The organism is Methylobacterium sp. J-001 (assembly GCF_022829565.1).
Classification (GTDB): Bacteria; Pseudomonadota; Alphaproteobacteria; order Rhizobiales; family Beijerinckiaceae; genus Methylobacterium.
On sequence record NZ_JAKSYN010000115.1, the window covers coordinates 65,029 to 83,282 of the forward strand.

An 18,254-nucleotide genomic window follows, 5' to 3' on the forward strand; every position below is an offset into this window, starting at 1 on the left:
CGCTATCCCCAGGCGCGTGATGCATCGACGCCACAGAATGACCGTCGGTTAGCCACGCATTAACCAAGCTTTAAGCCTTTGTGCCATCACGTTTTTAGCGGCTCCCAGCAGCAAGCGTGTCTGTAACAGAGCGTAAGAATCCGTGATTTGGCGGCCCTGTGCGGTGCAGCTATAGACACTCGTAGACCAATGAGACGCGCTGCAGGACACAACCTGATAGCGCGGATGTGGCTTCAAGCAGCGGACGGATCGGACAGTTTCCTCACCATCCCCGGTCGGGATGGCGGGACCTGATCGCGGCCGGGGGCTAATGAATGCGAACGCATAAACAGACGACCCTGAAGGGGCCCGTGACGCTCTCGGGCGTAGGGGTCCATTCCGGAAACCCGGCCGAGATCACGATTCGGCCCGCTCCCGCCAATCACGGCATCGCGTTTCTTCGCACCAGCACCACCCATGGCAACGACCGCCTGATCAAGGCCCATCACGCCCTCGTTTCCGCCACCGAACTCTGCACCGTCATCGGTGACGTCGAGACCGGTGCCGTCGCCACCATCGAGCATCTGATGTCGGCCCTCTACGGACTGGGTGTCGACAACGCCCTGGTCGAGATCGACGGGCCCGAGATGCCGATCCTCGACGGGTCTGCCCTCCAATTCGTTCACGCCATCGACACGGTCGGGATCGCTTCCTGCGCCACCCCGCGCCGCTGGCTCAAGGTCCTGCGCCACGTCCGCATCGAGACCGGCCGCGCCTTCGCGGAACTGCGCCCGATCGACCGGGGCTTCCGCCTCGACGTGGAGATCGATTTCGACAGCCCGATGATCGGCCGGTCGCGCAAGGCGATGGACCTGTCGCCCGCCACCTACCGCCGGGAGATCGCCGGCGCCCGCACCTTCGGGATGATGAAGGACGTCGAGCGCTACTGGAAGGCCGGCTTCGCGCTGGGCGCCTCGCTGGAGAACACCGTCGCCGTCGGCGAGACCGCTGTGGTCAATCCCGAGGGCCTGCGCTTCCCGGACGAGTTCGTCCGCCACAAGATCCTCGATGCGGTCGGCGACCTCGCGCTGGCCGGCCTGCCGATCCAGGGGGCCTACCGCTCCTATTGTGGCGGCCACCGGATGAACGTCGGCGTGCTCTCCGCCCTGTTCGCCGACCGATCGAACTACGCCATCGTCGAGGCGCAAGGCTCGCGCCGCGAGGCCGTGCTCTCGGAACTCGGCGTCGGCCTCGGCATCGCCGCCTTCGCCGGCGAGCTCTGATCCCGAAACTGTCACCCGCGGGCCACAGCCGGCAACCGATCCAGGCTGCCGCAGCCTTGCCGCTTTCGTGCCCGAATCAAACGTCACCGTTTAATAGTCCGTGAACGACGGGCACGGCCCGGTCGGGTCGGATCCACTCACGCGATGGCACGACGGCGCGGGACGTGCGCCGGTTCCGGGAAAGAGCGCCAGATGCCTGTCACCATTCGTCATCGCCGGGCGGCGGCCTTCATGGCGCCCCTCGTGGCCGTCCTCGGCCTGGGCCTCGGTGGCTGCGACTTCGACCCGACCAACCTCTTCGCCGAGAAGTATAAGCCCGAGGTCGTACCGGACGTCCCGGCGGACAAGCTTTACAGCGAGGGCCTGGCCAAGCTGGAAGACAGCGACTACGAGGGCGCCGTCAAGAAATTCGACAACCTCGACAAGCAGTACCAGTATTCCGAGTGGTCCCGGAAGGCGCTGCTCATGACAGCCTACGCGAACTACGAGGGCCAGAAGTACGACGAGGCGATCAGCGCGGCGAAGCGGTACCTGCAGCGCCACCCGGCCAGCAAGGATGCCGCCTACGCGCAGTACCTGATGGCGATGTCGAACTACAAGCAGATCCCGGACGTGACCCGTGATCAGGACCGGTCCGAGAAGGCTCTGGTTGCCCTCCAGGAGCTGGTCCAGAAGTATCCGACCTCGGAATATTCGACCGACGCACGGTCCAAGATCCAGATCACCCGTGACCAGCTCGCCGGCAAGGAGATGGAGGTGGGCCGCTTCTACCTGGAGCGGCGCAACTTCCCGGCCGCGATCAACCGGTTCCGCGACGTCGTCGCCAAGTACCAGACCACCCGCCATGCGGAAGAGGCGCTCGAGCGCCTGACCGAGGCGTACTGGGCGCTCGGCATCACCCAGGAGGCGCAGAACTCCGCGGCCGTGCTGGGGCATAACTTCCCGGATAGCCCCTGGTACAAGGATGCGCACGCGCTCCTGGCCCAGGGCGGCCTCGAGCCGCGCGAGGAGAAGACCTCGTTCCTGTCCAAGATCTATCGGACCGTGACCGGTAAGACCGCCTCGGCCGAGTGAGAACCGCGCGGGCTGCAGCCCGCACGACGACGCCCCAAGGCCCGGAGCCGCCGCTCCGGGCCTTTCTCGTCTGCGCAGCCCCGCGGCACTGGGGATGGCGGACGTCGCATTTTTGGGGTGAATCCGCGCCGCAGCGGCCTTATGTCTGCGGTCCCTTCCTCAGGAATCCCGTCGCCGCATGCTGGCGCAGCTCGCGATCCGCGACATCGTTCTGATCGACAGGCTCGAACTGAATTTCCGGACGGGGCTGAGTGTCCTCACCGGGGAGACGGGCGCGGGCAAATCGATCCTGCTCGACGCTTTCGCCCTGGCCCTGGGCGGCCGCGGCGATGGCCGGCTCGTGCGCCACGGCGAGGCCCAGGGCGGGGTCACCGCGGTGTTCGACCTGCCCCTCGACCATCCGGCCCGCCAGATCGCGGCCGAGGCCGAGATCGATACCGAGGGCGACCTGATCCTGCGCCGGACCCAGATGGCGGACGGCCGCACCCGCGCCTTCGTCAACGACCAGCCGGTGGGCGTGCAGGTCCTGCGGGCCATCGGCGCGGCGCTGGTGGAGATTCACGGTCAGCACGATGACCGGGCCCTGGCCGACCCGGCCTCGCACCGGGCGATCCTCGACGCCTTCGGGGGGCTGCAGACCCAGCTGGGGAAGGTCGCGGCAGCGGCCAAAGCCGTGCGCACGGCCCGCGCAGAGCTCGCCGAGCACCGCGCCCGCATCGAAGCCGCCCGGAAGGAGGCCGATTTTCTGCGCCACGCGGTCGAGGAACTCGCCGCCCTGGCGCCGCTGCCCGGGGAGGAAGCCCAGCTCGCCGAGCGCCGCAGCATCATGCAGCAATCGGAAAAGGTCGCCCGCGAGCTGAACGAGGCGCTGGACGCGGTCGGCGGTCCACATTCCGGCGTGCCACATATCTCGGCCGCCCTGCGCAAGCTGGAGCGCCGCGCCGGCCATCTCCCGGCGCTGATCGATCCCTGCGTCAACGCCCTCGACGCCGCCCTGGTCGCCCTCGACGAGGCACGCGCGGTCCTGGACGCAGCCGTCGCCGAGACGGAGTTCGACCCGCGCGACCTGGAACGGGCAGAAGAGCGGCTGTTCGCCCTGCGTGCTGCCTCCCGCAAATACGACGTCCCGGCCGACGACCTCGCGGCTCTGGCGGAGCGCTATGCCGGCGAGGTCGCAACCCTTGATGCCGGCGAAGCGGCCCTGGAAGGTCTGGAACAGGCCCGCGCCAAGGCCGAGGCCGTGTACGCCGAGGCGGCGGAAAAGCTCAGCGCCGGGCGCCGACGGGCGGCCAAGCAGCTCGATGCCGCCGTGAAGGCCGAGCTGCCGCCGCTGAAGCTGGAGCGCGCCCGGTTCATCACCGAGATCGCCACCGATCCGGAGGCCCGCGATCCGGCCGGTATCGACCGGGTCGAATTTTGGGCCCAGACTAATCCCGGGACCAAGCCCGGCCCGATGATGAAGGTCGCCTCCGGCGGCGAGTTGTCGCGCTTCATGCTGGCCCTGAAGGTGGTGCTCGCCGACAAGGGCTCGGCCCCGACCCTGATCTTCGATGAGATCGACACCGGCGTCGGCGGCGCCGTGGCCGACGCGATCGGCCTGCGCCTGGCGCGCCTCGCCAGCACGGTGCAGGTCGTCGCGGTGACCCACGCACCCCAGGTCGCGGCGCGGGCGAGCACGCATTTTCTGATCGCAAAGGCGCCCGTGAAGGGCGCCGGCCGCGTCGCCACCCGGGTGGCGAGCCTGCCGGTGGCGGAGCGCCGCGAGGAGATCGCCCGGATGCTGGCCGGCGCCACCGTGACCGACGAAGCTCGGGCGGCGGCAGCCCGGCTGCTTCAAGGCGCGGACGCGTAAACACGCGTCAACCTTAACCGTTGGTTGAGCGTAACCCTTCATTAACCATTTTTACCGAGACTGTTTTCATCCCGGTGCCGTGCTGAGGCGTACGCGGTTTAAGGGCGGGAGGAACACATGAAGCCGTCTATCGTCGCGTCCGATGGGCGCCCGCACCTCGGTCGGCGCCTCAAACAGGCGATCGACACGCAGCAGCTCGGCCTGACGCTTCGCACCGTTTACGAAGGCAGCGTCGACACGCAGCCGATCACCGACACCCACGTCGAGCTCCTGCTGCGCCTGCGCCAGAAGGAGCGCGAGCTGCGCCGGGCCGGCTAGGGCCGTCCAACTGCCGGATCCGTATTCGCTCCGGCAGAATTTTTTTGTAGGCGCTACCAGCGCCGCGAGCCGGGTCGCCGACGGTACTCGGCCGCCCGAATCTGCGTCAGGATCCTGTCGAGATCGACCAAAAGCTCGGCCTCCTCGAGCCGCGCCTGCGCGATCGCCTCGGCGTCGGTGCCGTAACGCTGGCGCGCCTGCGCCAGGCTCAGCGCACGCTCCACGGCCTCGCGGTCAGCATGCAAGGCGCGCCAGCCCGCGTCGGGACCTGCCTCCGCGTCGGTCCCCTGGTCATCCACGATCCGACCACCTTCCCAGCATCGCGGACGGCATCGTCGAGCGCCGCCACAGGGCCTGAACGCACGAGCGACCGAAACCGGTCCCTCGGCCCTGCGACGCGGTGTCATGCCCATGTCATCTCACTGTCGTAACGCCCGACCCATCGGGCGGCCGGCGCCGGGTCTTTAGGAAGACCGGCCGCACAGCTCTGCCGCGGGCATGGGCTTGCCGGCAGAGAGGCGCAGGCTTTCGCCCGACGGCAACGGAGATATCCTTGAGACCCTTCGCTTACGCGCTCGCCGTCGGCCTCGCGACGGTTCAGCTGGCGTCCGCGGCACTCGCTGCCGACATCACAGGGGCCGGCGCCACCTTCCCATTCCCGGTCTACTCCAAGTGGGCCGAAGCCTACCGCAAGGAGACCGGCTCCGGGCTGAACTACCAGTCCATCGGCTCCGGCGGCGGCATCAAGCAGATCCAGGCCAAGACCGTCGATTTCGGCGCCACCGACGCGCCGCTCAAGGGCGAGCAGCTGGCCAAGGACGGCCTCGTCCAGTTCCCGACCGTGATGGGCGGCGTTGTGCCGGTGGTGAACATCGCCGGACTCGAGCCCGGCAAGCTGAAGCTCACCGGCGACATTCTGGCCGACATCTACGCCGGCAAGATCTCGAAGTGGTCCGATCCGCGGATCGCGAAGCTCAACGAGGGCGTGAAGCTCCCCGACGCCACCATCACCCCGGTCTACCGGTCCGACGCCTCGGGCACGACCAACATCTTCACGACGTACCTGTCCCAGGCCTCCGAGACCTGGAAGAAGGAGTACGGCGCGGCGACGACGATCTCCTGGCCGGTCGGGCAGGGCGGCAAGGGCAACGAGGGCGTGACCGCCACCGTCAAGCAGGTGCCGAACGCCATCGGTTACGTCGAATCCGCCTATGCCAAGCAGAACAAGCTGGCTTACGCCCTGTTGCAGAACAAGGCCGGCAAGTATCCGCAGCCGGAAGACAAGGCTTTCCAGGCCGCCGCCGCCAGCGCCGACTGGAAGTCGGCTCCCGGTTTCGGCATCTCCCTGACCAATCAGCCGGGCGACGACGCGTGGCCGATCACGGCGGCGACCTTCATCCTTGTCCACAAGGAAGCGACCGATCCGGCCAAGGCCGCCGATACGCTGAAGTTCTTCGACTGGGCCTACAAGAACGGCGACAAGCTCGCCGCAGACCTCGATTACGTGCCGCTTCCGGACAACGTCGTCGCTCTGATCCACGAAGAGTGGAAATCTGTGAAGGGCAAAGACGGTAAGCCCGTCTTCAACATGTGAGTCAGTTGGGGAGGGGGTTGCAACCCCCTCCCTCGCCTCGCGGCCCGCACCGCGCTACCACGCCCCCTTCGCAGAGAATCGCGGATGCCCGCTTTGACCGAGACGATTGCCCTCGCACGACCCCGCGCAGCCGCTGCGCGCAAAGGGCCGAGCCGGAGCCTCGACACCCTGTTTCGGGTCTGCTCCTACGGTGCCGCACTGTTCGTGCTCATCGTGCTGGCCGGGATCCTGGGTTCGATCCTGTATGGCGGCTGGCCGGCCTTCCGGGAATTCGGCTTCGCCTTCCTGACCTCCAGCGCCTGGAACGTCGGGACCGAGCAATACGGCGCCCTGGTCGCCGTCATCGGCACCGTGGCCTCGGCCACCCTGGCGCTTCTGATCGGCGTGCCGGTCTCCCTGGGGATCGCCGTCTACCTCACGCAGCTCTGCCCGGGCTGGGCCCGCAAGCCGGTGGCGATGACCATCGAGCTGCTCGCCGCGGTGCCGAGCATCATCTACGGCATGTGGGGCCTGTTCGTTTTCGCGCCCCTGTTCGCGCGCTTCATCCAGATCCCGGTCTCGAACCTGGTCGAAGGCATGCCGGTCGTCGGCACGCTGTTCTATGCACGGGTGCCGTCCGGTGTCGGCGTCTTCACCGCCGGCATCATCCTGGCGATCATGATCGTGCCGTTCATCGCCTCGATCGCCCGGGACATGCTCGACCAGATCCCCACCGTGCTGCGCGAGAGCGCCTACGGCATCGGCTGCACCACCTGGGAGGTGGTGCGCCACGTGCTGGTGCCTCAGGCCTCCGTCTCGATCATCGGGGCGATCATGCTCGGCCTCGGTCGCGCGCTCGGCGAGACGATGGCGGTGACCTTCGTGATCGGCAACGCCAACCGCCTCTCGGCCTCGATCTTCGACCCGAGCTCGACCATCGCGTCGCGCATCGCCAACGAATTCAACGAGGCCGACGGTCTCCAGCTCAACGCGCTGATGGCTCTGGGCTGCATCCTCTTCGTGATCACCTTCGTGGTGCTCATCATCGCCCGGCTGCTGACGCGCCGCGTCAAGGCTGCCTGAGGAGGGCTCACGATGGACGCGTCCAATCCCATGACCATCTCCGACGCCGCGCCGCGCCGCTCCGGGCGGGTCCGCCACAGCCGTCGGGTCGCCGACCGGGTGCTGCGGACAGCCTGCCTGGTCGCCACGGTGGTCGGCGCCGTGGTGCTCGGATCGATCCTGCTGATGCTGATCGTCCAGGGCGTGCGTGGCTTCACACCCGCCATGTTCATGCATCCGACCCCGGGCCCCGGCTCCGAAGGCGGCGGCATCGCCAACGCAATCCTGGGCAGCCTGGTGCTCACAGGGATCGGCATCACGATCGCAACGCCGATCGGCGTGATGGCCGGCACCTACCTGGCCGAATACGGCCGGTTCTCCAAGATCGCCGGGCTGATCCGCTTCCTCAACGACATCCTGCTCTCGGCGCCGTCGATCCTGATTGGCCTGTTCGTCTACACCCTGATGGTGCGGCCGATGGGGACCTATTCGGGCTGGGCCGGCGGCGTGGCGCTCGCCATCATCGCCGTGCCGGTGATCGTGCGCACCACCGAGGATATGATGCGTCTGGTGCCCGGCACCCTGCGCGAGGCCGGGGCTGCGCTGGGCGCACCGCCGTCGACGGTGATCATCAGCGTCACCTGGCGCGCGGCCTCGGCCGGCATCGTCACGGGCATCATCCTGGCGCTGGCCCGCATCGCCGGCGAGACCGCGCCGCTGCTGTTTACCGCGCTCAACAACAATTCCTGGTTCTCCCCCGACCTCATGGGCGGCGTCGCGAACCTCCCGGTCATGATCTACCAGTTCGCCCTCTCGCCCTATCCGAACTGGCAGAGCCTCGCCTGGGCCGGGGCGCTCCTCATCACCGCGACGATCCTGGTGCTGTCGATCATCGCCCGTCTCGTCATCAAGCCGCAGATGTCGCGCTAAGACCCTTCTCGAGGACACGACGATGAACGCCGCCTCCGCGATCCCCACGGTCGATCTCACCCGCAACCACGCCAACGAGGGTGGTGCGGTCCGGATCGCCGTGAAGGGGCTGAACTTCTACTACGGCAGCTTCCACGGGCTGAAGAACGTGGACATCAACTTCCACGACCGGCAGGTCACGGCCCTGATCGGACCGTCCGGCTGCGGCAAGTCCACCCTGCTGCGCTGCTTCAACCGGATCTACAGCCTCTACCCCGAGCAGCGGGCGGAGGGTCAGATCCTGCTCGACGGCCAGAACGTGCTGGATCCGTCCGTCGATCTGAACGATCTGCGCGCGCGCATCGGCATGGTCTTCCAGAAGCCGACGCCGTTCCCGATGTCGATCTACGACAACGTCGCCTTCGGGCTGCGCCTTTACGAGAAGCTGCCGAAATCCGAACTCGACGGGCGGGTGGAGCAGGCTTTGCGCAAGTCCGCCCTCTGGGACGAGGTGAAGGACAAGCTGCGCCAGCCCGGCACCGGCCTCTCGGGCGGGCAGCAGCAGCGCCTGTGCATCGCCCGCACCGTGGCCCAGAGCCCGGAGGTGATCCTGTTCGACGAGCCGACTTCGGCGCTGGACCCGATTTCCACGGGGCGCATCGAGGAGCTGATCGAGCAGCTGCGCGACGAGTTCACCATCGTGATCGTCACGCATAATATGCAGCAGGCGGCCCGCATCTCGCAGTTCACCGCCTTCATGTATCTGGGTGAATTGATCGAATTCGGCCCCACCAATCGGATGTTCATGAACCCTGTGGAGCAGCGCACCCAGGACTACATCACCGGCCGCTTCGGCTGAAGCATTCGACCGACAATTGAACACGGCTCATACGCAGCGCTGTGAGCCGCCATCAAGATGAGGAGGCGCGCCTGATCGTAAGATCGCCAGGCGCGACTTCGGAACAAGCCTCGTTGATACGGGAACATCGGCGGAGGCTGCCTGCTTGTCGATGCGTGTTGATTTCAGGGTGCGGATCCTGACCTCTCCGCATCATGTTCTCGACTGTGACAGGGACTGGGTACCGGGGAACGCGCCGCGGTATCCGTGATCGTAGCAGCGGGTTTCCGCCAGACCTCGCGGATCAAGGTTTGCGGGACGCCATCGAAGGATCCACCATGCCGGGCCATATCGTCAGCTCCTACGACACCGATCTGGATGACCTGCGCCGCTCGATCTCCGAGATGGGCGGCGTGGCCGAGAAGATGGCCGCCGAGGCAACCGACGCCCTGGTCCGCCGGGACGACACCCTCGCGCAAGCGGTGATCCTCGCCGACAAGCGTCTCGACGCGCTCCAGCGCGACATCGAGGAGCGGGCGGTGCTGCTCATCGCCCGGCGCCAGCCGCTGGCGATCGACCTACGCGAGACCATCTCGGCGATCCGCGTTTCCGGCGACTTGGAGCGGATCGGGGATCTCGCCAAGAACGTCGCCAAACGCGTCGTCGCGATCTCGGATCAGGCGCCCGCGCAGAAGATCGTCCTCGGCGTGCGCCACATGAGCGACCTCGCCGAGGCGCAGCTCAAAGATATCCTCGACGCTTATGCGAGCCGTGACGTCAAAGCGGCCTACGATGTCTGGGAGCGGGACGGGGAGATCGATGCGCTGTACAATTCACTGTTCCGCGAACTCCTGACCTACATGATGGAGGATCCGCGCAATATCTCGTTCTGCACGCATCTCCTGTTTTGCGCCAAGAACGTCGAGCGGATCGGAGACCACACCACCAATATCGCCGAGACGATCCACTATCTCGCAACCGGTGAGACGCTGGCCGGAGAGCGCCCGAAGAACGACGCGTCGAACTACGCGACGGTCGGTCCCGCCGCCACGGCCCCGTAACGCGGGGACCATGCAGCACACGATGCGGCCTGGGGGCAGAATGCGATGAGTGGCGCACGCGGGTTGAGGGATCGCGGCGTCTGTCGCACCATCTGCCTGCGCGCGCCATCCAACGCGGACGAGCCGTCCGGTGCCGTCTACGGAACAGGTTATCGAACGTGAGCATGCAAGTCCTGATCGTCGAGGACGAGGAGGCCCTGACCACCCTGCTGCGGTACAACCTTGAGGCCGAGGGCTTCCTGGTGGATTCAGCCGCGCGCGGCGACGATGCTGAGCTGCTCCTGGCCGAGCGCACGCCTGATCTCGTCCTGCTCGACTGGATGCTGCCGGGCCTCTCGGGGATCGAGCTGTGTCGCCGCATCCGGGCCCGGCGCGAGACCGAGCGGCTGCCGGTCATCATGCTCACCGCCCGGGGCGAAGAGGGCGATCGTGTCCGCGGCCTCGGTACGGGCGCGGACGATTACATCGTCAAGCCGTTCTCGGTCCCTGAGCTGCTCGCTCGGGTGCGGGCGCTGCTGCGCCGGGCCAAGCCGGCCCATGTCGCGGACCGGCTGGCAGCCGGCGATATCGAGCTCGACCGCACCGGCCACCGGGTCCGCCGCGCCGGCGAGGAGCTTCATCTCGGACCGACCGAGTTCCGCCTGCTCGAATTTCTGATGCTGGCGCCCGGCCGGGTCTTCTCCCGCGAGCAGCTCCTCGATGGTGTCTGGGGGCACGACGTCTATATCGACGAGCGCACCGTGGATGTGCATGTCGGGCGCCTGCGCAAGGCCCTCAATGCTCCGCGGCAGGCCGACCCGATCCGCACGGTGCGGGGCTCGGGCTACGCCTTCGACGAGACATTCTCGCTGGAAGCCTAGCTGCGCTCAGGGACAATTCAGCGGGTCAGAGCCGCGCTCTTGCCCGCGGCCGGCACCGTCTCCAGGGCTGACAGAACCGTCCCCTCGGTGAGGATCTGCGGCAGCACCTGCGGCTCGCCGCTTCCCGCGTAAAGCAGGTAGAGCGGCACGCCGCTGCGCCCGTGCTTCTCCAGGAGGCGGGTGATCTCGGGATTCTGGTTGGTCCAGTCGCCCTTCAGGTAGGTAACACCCCGGTCGGCCATCGCTTGTCGCACCGCCTTCGTCGAGAGCGATGTCGTCTCGTTGACCGCGCAGGTGATGCACCAGGCGGCGGTCATGTTCACGAAGACCGGCCGGCGCTCGTTCACCAGGGCATCGAGGCGGGCCTGGGTGAACGGCTCGACGCCGTTGGCGGCAGCCTGGGCGGGGGCAGCGGCTCGCTCGTGGCCGAGGCTCAGCGTCAGGGCGGCGACCGCCAGGATCGTCAGCACCGCAAGACCCTGAGCGATCCGCCCGGCCCGGGGGGCCGCGGCGTGTCCGTGCTCCCAGGCCCAGGCGGCAAAGCCCACCAGGACGAGGCCGAACAGCCCGGCGAGCAGCCCCTGCGGCCCCACCTGCTGCGCCAGGACCCAGACCAGCCAAGCCACCGTAGCGTAGACCGGGAAGGCCAGGACCTGCTTCAGGGTCTCCATCCACGCGCCCGGACGTGGCAGCGCCCGCAGGGCCGGCGGCCACAGGGTGAGCGCCAGGAACGGTAAGGCGAGGCCCAATCCGAGACTGGCAAACACGGCAAGCGCGACGCCGGCGCTCTGGGTCAGGGCGAAGCCCACTGCCGAACCCATGAACGGCGCCGTGCAGGGCGTCGCCACCAGGGTCGCAAGCACGCCCGTGAAGAACGATCCACTCAGACCGGAGCGCCGGGCCAGCCCGTCGCCAAGGCCGGCGAGCCGGCCGCCGAGATGGACCACGCCGGATAGGCTGAGGCCCATGGCCAGGAGCAGGTAGGCGAGCCCGGCCACCACGGCGGGCGATTGCAGCTGAAAACCCCAGCCGATCGCCGCCCCGCCGCCCTTCAAGGCGAGCAGCAGGCCGGCCAGCCCGAGGAAACTGACCAGCACGCCGGCCGTATAGGCGAGACCGTGCAGCCGCAGGCGGGCGGGACTCTCGCCCGCATGCCGCAGGAGGCCGAGCACCTTGATCGATAGGACCGGGAAGACGCAGGGCATCAGGTTGAGGATCAGGCCGCCGAGGAAGGCGAGCCCTGCCGCGGTAGCGAGGGTCAGGACGTCGAAGGCAGGGGCGGGCGGCGGCGGAGTCGCGGTTTCGGACGCCGTCGCCGGAGCCGGCAGCACCGGCTCGTCGCCATACGCGAAGGCGAGGCGGTGGCTACCGACGCCCGTCGCTTCCTCGACGGTCAGCACGCCGGGCAGGGCGGCCGGTGCCGGCTCAGCCGGATTGCTTCGGGCGAGGGTGAGATGCAGGCCGGATGCGTCGACCGTCATCACCTGGGCGGCGGCATTGTCGATCGCGGTCTCGGAATAGGGGAAGAAGGACGCGCCCTTGATCGTCTCGGGCTTGAGGCCGGTGGCGGCGAAATCGAGCTGCAGCGTATCGCCCTGGCTCGAGAGGCGCAGTGGCCAGAGCGCCGGTGCGGGCAGGGCGGCCCGGGCGCGCTCGAACAAAGCGGTCTGGCCGGCATCCGGCCGGGGCTCGCCCACCGGCAGGACCAGGGCGAGATCGGCGGAGCCGGGCACGCATTCGGTCTCGCAGACCAGATAGGTCAGCTTGGCCTGGATCCGCACCGGATCGGCTGGATCGAGGCTCGGCGGCGGCGTGACCGGAACGAGCAGCGTGACCTCGCCCTCGTAGCCGTAATTCATCAGGGTCGCGATCGCGATGCGCTCGGGGGCCGGCCACCGGATCGCGCCGGCGTTGAAGCCCGCCGGCAGGGTCCAGGTCACCTCCGGCGGCAGGCCGGAATCGCCCGGATTGCGCCAGTAGACGTGCCAGCCCGGCTTCACCTGCATCCGCACCGCCAGCGTGAACGGCTGTGCGCCCGCCACCGCGACGGGCTCCGCAACGAGGCTCGACCGCACCAGATCGGGCGGCGTGCGGAAGCCTTGAGCCGACGCGGCCGACAGGCTCGCGGCAAGCATCAGGACCAGGAGTGCGAGGCGGCGGATCATGCTGTCCCTTCGCGCGCGGGGCGCTCGCGGTTTCACCGACGATGTCGTCCGGACCGGCGCAGGCTATTCGTGACGGAGGACCTTATAGCGCGGTGGTCCACGCCCTGTCCTCCGCTCAGCTCCGTGAGGCTGAGACCATGACGCCGCTGGGATCGCTCAGCGGGGCTCGAACAGGATGAGGTAGAGGAAGGCCCGTCGCTGATCCGCGTTGAGATGGGCCAGCCGATTGACCGCCGACCGGGCCGTTTGCAGCGCCGCCCGCGCATCCGTCTGCAGGAAGGATAGGGACGGGTCGTAATCGGCAGCGTGCCGCCGGTCCTGCAAGTCCGAAACGGCCCCGGCAATCGTGACGACGTGACCACCAAAGCCACCGGGGGGCTCGTACCGCCTGATCTTCGGCTTCAGCGTCGCGGCTTGGAGATCGTTGCAGATGCTTTTTAAGCGCTGATGAGAGACCGAACGATACGCCAGCGTCCAGAGCGGATCCTTGCGCCGCGTCCGCCCCACCGCCTCGTCGGCCGCAGCCGTCAGGATCGCGTGAAACAAGCCGTAATAGGCGTTCGAGAAGGTCCGGCGCAGGTCGGCCTGCCGCAACGAGCCGCGGCCGATTTGGAGAAGAAACGCATCCGCCTGGCTGAACAGATGTTCGGGATTAATCAGCGCCAAGTCCGTCGAGCTCGCGCTGCTCGGCATATTCGACGACCACGCGCAGCGTCTCGCCGGCCTTCTGCAAGGCTCTGCGGATCGCGAGGCCGGCATCGAGCAGCTTGTCGCCGTCGAGCTGGTCGATGGCATCGTCGGAGACGATCAACTGAACGCGACGGACATCGTCGCCGTCGGACCCTTCCATGTCGCCGAGGCTGACTCTCTGCACCAGAGCGCTCCCGAAGGACGCATTGGCAGCCTTTTTTGCAACCTCGGCGAGATCCTGGGAGCGTCGGGGCATGGTCGAGCACCCTTAAAAAGCTTGGCCGCCCGTTGCGTGAGCGAACGAGGGCGACCAAGCGGTTCGTCCACTCTGTCGTGCCGCCTTCGCCCGCGCAAGGGCGCGCCCAGCATGGCCGCGCAGCCTTCAACCTGCCAGCGGCGCCGTGGCACGATCCAGCCAGACGCGGGTTTCCGCGTCGACGAGCGGTGCCAGGGTGTCACGAACCCGGGCGTGATAGGCGTCGATCCAGGCCCGCTCCTCCGGCGCCAGCAGGTCCGGGCGGATCAGCCGCCGGTCGTAGGGGGCGAGCGTCAGGGTCTCGAAACCGAGCATCGGGCGCTCGCCGCCGGGGATCGCGCGATGCTCGACCAGGACGAGGTTCTCGATCCGGATGCCGTAGGCGCCGGGCGCGTAGTAGCCCGGCTCGTTCGACAGGATCATCCCAGGCTCCAAGGCGACCGCTCCGGTCTTGGCGATACGCTGCGGCCCCTCGTGCACCGATAAGAAGGATCCGACGCCGTGGCCGGTGCCATGGTCGAAATCGAGTCCCGCCTGCCAGAGTGGAGCGCGCGCGAAGGCGTCGATCTGGGCGCCGGTGGTATCCTTCGGGAAGACCGCCCGGGCGATGGCGATGTGGCCCTTCAGCACCCGGGTGAAGCGATCGCGCATCGCATCCGTCGGGTCGCCGACCGCGACCGTCCGGGTGATGTCGGTGGTGCCGTCCGGGTATTGCGCGCCTGAATCGATCAGGAACAGCTCGCCCGGCCGCACGACCCGGTCACTGGTACGGGTAACCCGGTAATGGACGATCGCGCCGTTCGGACCGGAGCCCGAGATCGTCGGGAAGGACACGTCGCGCAGGTCGCCGCCGGCCGCGCGGATATCCTCCAGAGCCTCGACGGCGGCGATCTCGCTCAAGCCCCCCGCGGCGGCGGCACCATCGAGCCAGGCGAGGAAGCGCACGACGCTCGCACCGTCGCGGATATGGGCTTCGCGGGCGCCTTCGATCTGGGCGACGTTCTTGACCGCCTTCATGGCGGTGATCGGGTCCTTGCCGATATCGGCGGTCCCACCTGCGGCCTCGATCTTCTCCTTGAGGGCGACGGCGCCGGTGGCGGCATCCACGCGGACGCGCACGCCGCTGAAGGACCCGAGCCCATCATCGAGGTCGGCCCGCGTCAGGATCTCGGCCACCGGCGCTAAGGCCGCCCGCAGGGCCGGATCAACCTTGGGGGAGGACAGGAACAGCCGGGCCCGCCCTTCGCGCGGGAGGATCGCGTAGCCGAGCGCCAGTGGGGTATGACCGACATCGGAGCCGCGCAGGTTGAACGCCCAGGCAAGGTTGTGTGGATCCGAGATCACCAGGGCGTCGCAGCCGCCCTCGGCCAGGGCTTCACGGACGCGGGTGAGCTTTGCGGCGACCGTCTCCCCCGCGAAGGCCTCGGGATGGAGGACGACCGCGCCGGCGGGCGGTTTGGGCCGGCCGGCCCAAACCGCGTCGACGAGGTTCGACACGGCCCGCACCGAACCGCCGGCCTTCACCGCCGCCCGCTCCAGGCGCGCGACCCCGTCCGGCGTATGCAGCCAGGGGTCATAGCCGAGAACCTGATCACGCTTGAGGTTGTCGGCGATCCAAGCCTCGGAAGTCGATTCGCTCAAGGGCACCACGGTGACCACGCGGGTATCGACCTGCTCGGGCGCCTGAAGGGTGTAGCGGCCGTCAACGATCAGGGCTGCGGACTCCATAAGGATCACCGCGGTCCCGGCCGATCCGGTGAAGCCGGTGAGCCAGGTCAAACGCTCCGCGTCGGCGGGGACATATTCCGATTGGTGCTCGTCGGCCCGGGGCACCACGAACCCATCGAGGTCTGTCTCGCGCAGGGCGGCGCGCAAGGCCTCGATCCGCTCGGCGCCCTTGCGATGGCTGGGATCGTCGAACGTCTGGAACCGGTGGCGGGGCTGGTTCGGGCTGGGCTCTGTCATGGGGCGAGCCTATCGCCCGCCGGTCCATGGCTGCAACCGCATCGGATCCATCAGGAGATCCATAGACGTAGCCATAACCTATGGTTTAGCGTCGGGCGCAATCTTATCACGTCAGTTCTTTGCCCTATCTCTCGGTCATGCCACGCCGCGTCTTCTACCGGATCAGCGACAGACCCGACGGCCTCTTCGACGCCATCACCACGATCGAGCCCGACACCGTGATCCGGCGCGACGGTTTCGGATCGCTGGCGGAGGCCGAGGAATGGGTGGATGGATTGCGGATCCTGATGGCCGCTCTGGGCGCACCGGTAGCACAGGAAACCGATACGGAGCGCCCGGCCTTCGAAACGGCGCCGGTGGATCCGCCCCGGTCCGGTCAGCTTCGGACCGTGCGCTAGAACCTGCCCGCGATCAGGCATCCGCTATCGGCAGATCCCGAATTCGGCCGGTCGGGACCCCGTCATAGCCCTCCAGCCAGGCGATGCGGGCCGGCGACGCCACCGGATAGGGGCAAGCATCCTTGGGCCGGCCCCGGGCTCGCGCCCGCGCGCCCTCAGTCAAAGGGTCAACGAGCGGATCGTGATGCGGCGTCTGGCTCATGCCCGAGCAATGCGCGGACGAGGCGCCGGTTCAGCGCCGCGGCCGCTTCGCCGCACCACCGCGGGCCAGCACGAGGGCGACCCAGCCCTCGATCAGGCCATGGCGCACGAGGTGAAACCCCTGGTGGCGATAGGTGGAGAGCACACCCGCGACGTCGCGCTCGATCAGCCCGGAGAGGACCAAGACGCCCGCGGGCGCGACGACCCGAGACAGGGTCGGGGCGAGGCGCCGAAGCGGCCGCGCCAGGATATTGGCGAAGACGAGATCGAAGTGCCGCGGTCGGTCTGCGAGCCGATGGCGTACCCCAGGCCCCTCGTAGAGCTTGAGGTAGGGCCCGAGACCATTGAGCCGTGCATTCTCCCGAGCGGTGCGCACAGCCACGCCGTCGAGGTCGCCGGCCATCACCGGCTGCCGCAGGGCCTTGGCGGCTGCGAAGGCCAGGATCCCGGTTCCGGTCCCCACATCCAGCACATGGGCTGGCCGCCGCTGCTTCAGCTCCGAGACGAGCGCCCGCAGGCAGCCGAGGGTGGTGCCGTGATGGCCGGTGCCGAAGGCCAAAGCGGCCTCGATCTCGATCGGCAGGTCGTTGCCGCGCACCGCGTCGCGGTCGTGCGAGCCATGGATCAGGAAGCGACCGGCCCGGACCGGCTTCAGCCCCTCCAGGGACGTGCGGACCCAGTCCTGCTGCTCAATGGTGCGGAATTCGGCCACGTCGGCCTCGTCCCCGATCACCGGGCGGATGAGGTCACGGACGTAATCCTCGTCCGGCGCGTCGGCGAAATAGGCTTCGAGTCGCCAGGTGCGGCCATCTGCATCCTCGAACGCAGCGACGGCGGTCTCGGTGGGATCGAACATCTCGCCCAATAGATCCGTCATCGCCCGGGCCGACCGTTCGTCGGTCGTGAGGCGCAGGATGTGAGTCGGGCGGTGGGGCGGCAGACCTTCCAGCATGATGCCCGGCTGTAGCGCCCGGGCGCGCCGCATCACAGGGGCCAGACGAAAAAATCGCATCCGGCCCGGCGGATTCGATCCGGTGCGGCGCATCCGTGGCAATGCCGGGCATCAGCAGGATCGCGATGGCTGGCTTGTTGCCGCTCAGTCACATTCAGCAATCCGAATGTTCAAAACCACGTAAATCAGTTTCCGCACGTGAGATCTCTGATTACAACAGTCTCGGCTTCCCCAAGGCCAGACCCTCAACTCAGGCGCGCCGCTCTTCGTGATCCGGCGCGCCCGTTTTGATTGATGACAACGCAGCCATGAACGCGCCTCTTATCGTCAGCGCCGCCGTCACGCTCACGACGGCCCTCCTCGTCGCCTTATGGGCCAGTCTGGTCGCGACCGGCATGGCGCCGGTCCCGGAAACGGAGCCGCAGGACCGGCGTGACATTCGGACCTGGTAAGGTCGCAGCCGCCTCTCGGATTCGCAGCGGAAGCCGCCCAGGAATGCGGCAGAGTGTCTGTGCGTTAATCACAGGATCCACCGAATGCCTGCGGAACCGGCGCCGTCAGCCGGCGTTTTTGCCGGCTTTCGCGAGAGCCGTCATTGAGCAGGGTGCGTACAGCGTGACCAAGTCCAGGCGTTCAGGACCGCGCGGCCCCGTCGTCGTCAACGACGGCAGCGCCCGTCCGACACCGCGCGAGCGGCTCTTCGGTGGCCCGGCGCCGGATGGCCCGCTACCTGGCCATCTCCTGGTCCTGCTGAGCCAGCTGCATCGGGCGGAAACTGCTCCGCGCGAGCGCCGGGAGACGCCGCTCAGCTGAGCATG

Annotated in this window: 19 protein-coding genes; 12 read left to right on the top strand and 7 right to left on the bottom strand. The window is 67.9% G+C overall.

What is annotated here, in order from left to right; translation table 11 throughout:
• Positions 1 to 314 precede the first annotated feature (314 nt).
• The 4 genes from lpxC to MKK65_RS12780 all read left to right on the top strand — a co-directional run bounded on the left by lpxC (position 315) and on the right by MKK65_RS12780 (position 4,506).
• Positions 315 to 1,262 (top strand): UDP-3-O-acyl-N-acetylglucosamine deacetylase, encoded by a 948-nt coding sequence (gene lpxC / locus MKK65_RS12765; protein WP_243958054.1) that lies wholly within the window; start codon positions 315 to 317, stop codon positions 1,260 to 1,262.
• 192 nt (positions 1,263 to 1,454) lie between these two features.
• Complete coding sequence (locus tag MKK65_RS12770) at positions 1,455 to 2,336, top strand: outer membrane protein assembly factor BamD (RefSeq protein ID WP_058191440.1); 882 nt, start codon at positions 1,455 to 1,457, stop codon at positions 2,334 to 2,336.
• Between the two features lie 178 nt (positions 2,337 to 2,514).
• Complete coding sequence (gene recN / locus MKK65_RS12775) at positions 2,515 to 4,188, top strand: DNA repair protein RecN (RefSeq protein ID WP_243958056.1); 1,674 nt, start codon at positions 2,515 to 2,517, stop codon at positions 4,186 to 4,188.
• 117 nt (positions 4,189 to 4,305) lie between these two features.
• A complete protein-coding gene (locus tag MKK65_RS12780) occupies positions 4,306 to 4,506 on the top strand; it encodes a hypothetical protein (protein ID WP_058191438.1) in 201 nt (66 codons plus the stop codon).
• Positions 4,507 to 4,559: 53 nt separating this feature from the next.
• Here MKK65_RS12780 and MKK65_RS12785 read toward each other — a convergent pair whose 3' ends face one another.
• The gene (locus tag MKK65_RS12785; RefSeq protein ID WP_243958057.1) at positions 4,560 to 4,805 is read right to left on the bottom strand and encodes a hypothetical protein; all 246 of its coding nucleotides are present in this window, start codon (positions 4,803 to 4,805) and stop codon (positions 4,560 to 4,562) included.
• A gap of 254 nt (positions 4,806 to 5,059) precedes the next feature.
• Here MKK65_RS12785 and pstS point away from each other — a divergent pair, with 254 nt between their 5' ends.
• From pstS to phoB, 6 genes are all read left to right on the top strand, one after another.
• Entirely contained in the window at positions 5,060 to 6,100 is a 1,041-nt protein-coding gene (gene pstS / locus MKK65_RS12790) for a phosphate ABC transporter substrate-binding protein PstS (RefSeq protein WP_058191436.1), read from the top strand.
• Between the two features lie 84 nt (positions 6,101 to 6,184).
• Positions 6,185 to 7,162, top strand: coding sequence for a phosphate ABC transporter permease subunit PstC (gene pstC / locus MKK65_RS12795; RefSeq protein ID WP_058191435.1), 978 nt, complete (start codon positions 6,185 to 6,187; stop codon positions 7,160 to 7,162).
• 12 nt (positions 7,163 to 7,174) lie between these two features.
• Positions 7,175 to 8,071: a phosphate ABC transporter permease PstA gene (pstA, locus tag MKK65_RS12800; protein WP_243958059.1), complete on the top strand. Its 897-nt coding sequence runs from the start codon at positions 7,175 to 7,177 to the stop codon at positions 8,069 to 8,071.
• A 22-nt stretch (positions 8,072 to 8,093) separates the two neighbouring features.
• Positions 8,094 to 8,909 (top strand): phosphate ABC transporter ATP-binding protein PstB, encoded by an 816-nt coding sequence (pstB, locus tag MKK65_RS12805; protein WP_243958061.1) that lies wholly within the window; start codon positions 8,094 to 8,096, stop codon positions 8,907 to 8,909.
• Between the two features lie 317 nt (positions 8,910 to 9,226).
• Complete coding sequence (gene phoU, locus MKK65_RS12810) at positions 9,227 to 9,949, top strand: phosphate signaling complex protein PhoU (protein WP_058191433.1); 723 nt, start codon at positions 9,227 to 9,229, stop codon at positions 9,947 to 9,949.
• Between the two features lie 164 nt (positions 9,950 to 10,113).
• Complete coding sequence (gene phoB, locus MKK65_RS12815; protein ID WP_058191432.1) at positions 10,114 to 10,809, top strand: phosphate regulon transcriptional regulator PhoB; 696 nt, start codon at positions 10,114 to 10,116, stop codon at positions 10,807 to 10,809.
• A gap of 17 nt (positions 10,810 to 10,826) precedes the next feature.
• On the opposite strand, the gene MKK65_RS12820 is transcribed toward phoB, so the two are convergent.
• From MKK65_RS12820 to MKK65_RS12835, 4 genes are all read right to left on the bottom strand, one after another.
• The gene (locus MKK65_RS12820; protein WP_243958063.1) at positions 10,827 to 12,974 is read right to left on the bottom strand and encodes a protein-disulfide reductase DsbD family protein; all 2,148 of its coding nucleotides are present in this window, start codon (positions 12,972 to 12,974) and stop codon (positions 10,827 to 10,829) included.
• A gap of 156 nt (positions 12,975 to 13,130) precedes the next feature.
• On the bottom strand, positions 13,131 to 13,640 hold the full coding sequence (locus MKK65_RS12825) for a hypothetical protein (RefSeq protein ID WP_243958065.1): 510 nt from the start codon (positions 13,638 to 13,640) through the stop codon (positions 13,131 to 13,133).
• On the bottom strand, positions 13,627 to 13,920 hold the full coding sequence (locus tag MKK65_RS12830) for a hypothetical protein (protein WP_243958067.1): 294 nt from the start codon (positions 13,918 to 13,920) through the stop codon (positions 13,627 to 13,629). Before MKK65_RS12830 ends, MKK65_RS12825 begins: the two co-directional genes overlap by 14 nt.
• Before the next feature lie 126 nt (positions 13,921 to 14,046).
• On the bottom strand, positions 14,047 to 15,885 hold the full coding sequence (locus MKK65_RS12835; RefSeq protein WP_243958069.1) for an aminopeptidase P family protein: 1,839 nt from the start codon (positions 15,883 to 15,885) through the stop codon (positions 14,047 to 14,049).
• A gap of 137 nt (positions 15,886 to 16,022) precedes the next feature.
• Here MKK65_RS12835 and MKK65_RS12840 point away from each other — a divergent pair, with 137 nt between their 5' ends.
• Positions 16,023 to 16,283, top strand: coding sequence for a hypothetical protein (locus tag MKK65_RS12840; RefSeq protein WP_058191452.1), 261 nt, complete (start codon positions 16,023 to 16,025; stop codon positions 16,281 to 16,283).
• A 13-nt stretch (positions 16,284 to 16,296) separates the two neighbouring features.
• Here the strand turns inward: MKK65_RS12840 and MKK65_RS12845 are convergent, their stop codons facing one another.
• Together MKK65_RS12845 and MKK65_RS12850 are read right to left on the bottom strand one after the other, a co-directional pair.
• Entirely contained in the window at positions 16,297 to 16,485 is a 189-nt protein-coding gene (locus MKK65_RS12845; RefSeq protein ID WP_082643169.1) for an Rmf/CrpP family protein, read from the bottom strand.
• Positions 16,486 to 16,515: 30 nt separating this feature from the next.
• Positions 16,516 to 17,436 (bottom strand): 50S ribosomal protein L11 methyltransferase, encoded by a 921-nt coding sequence (locus MKK65_RS12850; RefSeq protein WP_243958211.1) that lies wholly within the window; start codon positions 17,434 to 17,436, stop codon positions 16,516 to 16,518.
• Between the two features lie 308 nt (positions 17,437 to 17,744).
• Here MKK65_RS12850 and MKK65_RS12855 point away from each other — a divergent pair, with 308 nt between their 5' ends.
• A complete protein-coding gene (locus tag MKK65_RS12855) occupies positions 17,745 to 17,888 on the top strand; it encodes a hypothetical protein (protein WP_201025724.1) in 144 nt (47 codons plus the stop codon).
• Positions 17,889 to 18,254: the final 366 nt, after the last annotated feature.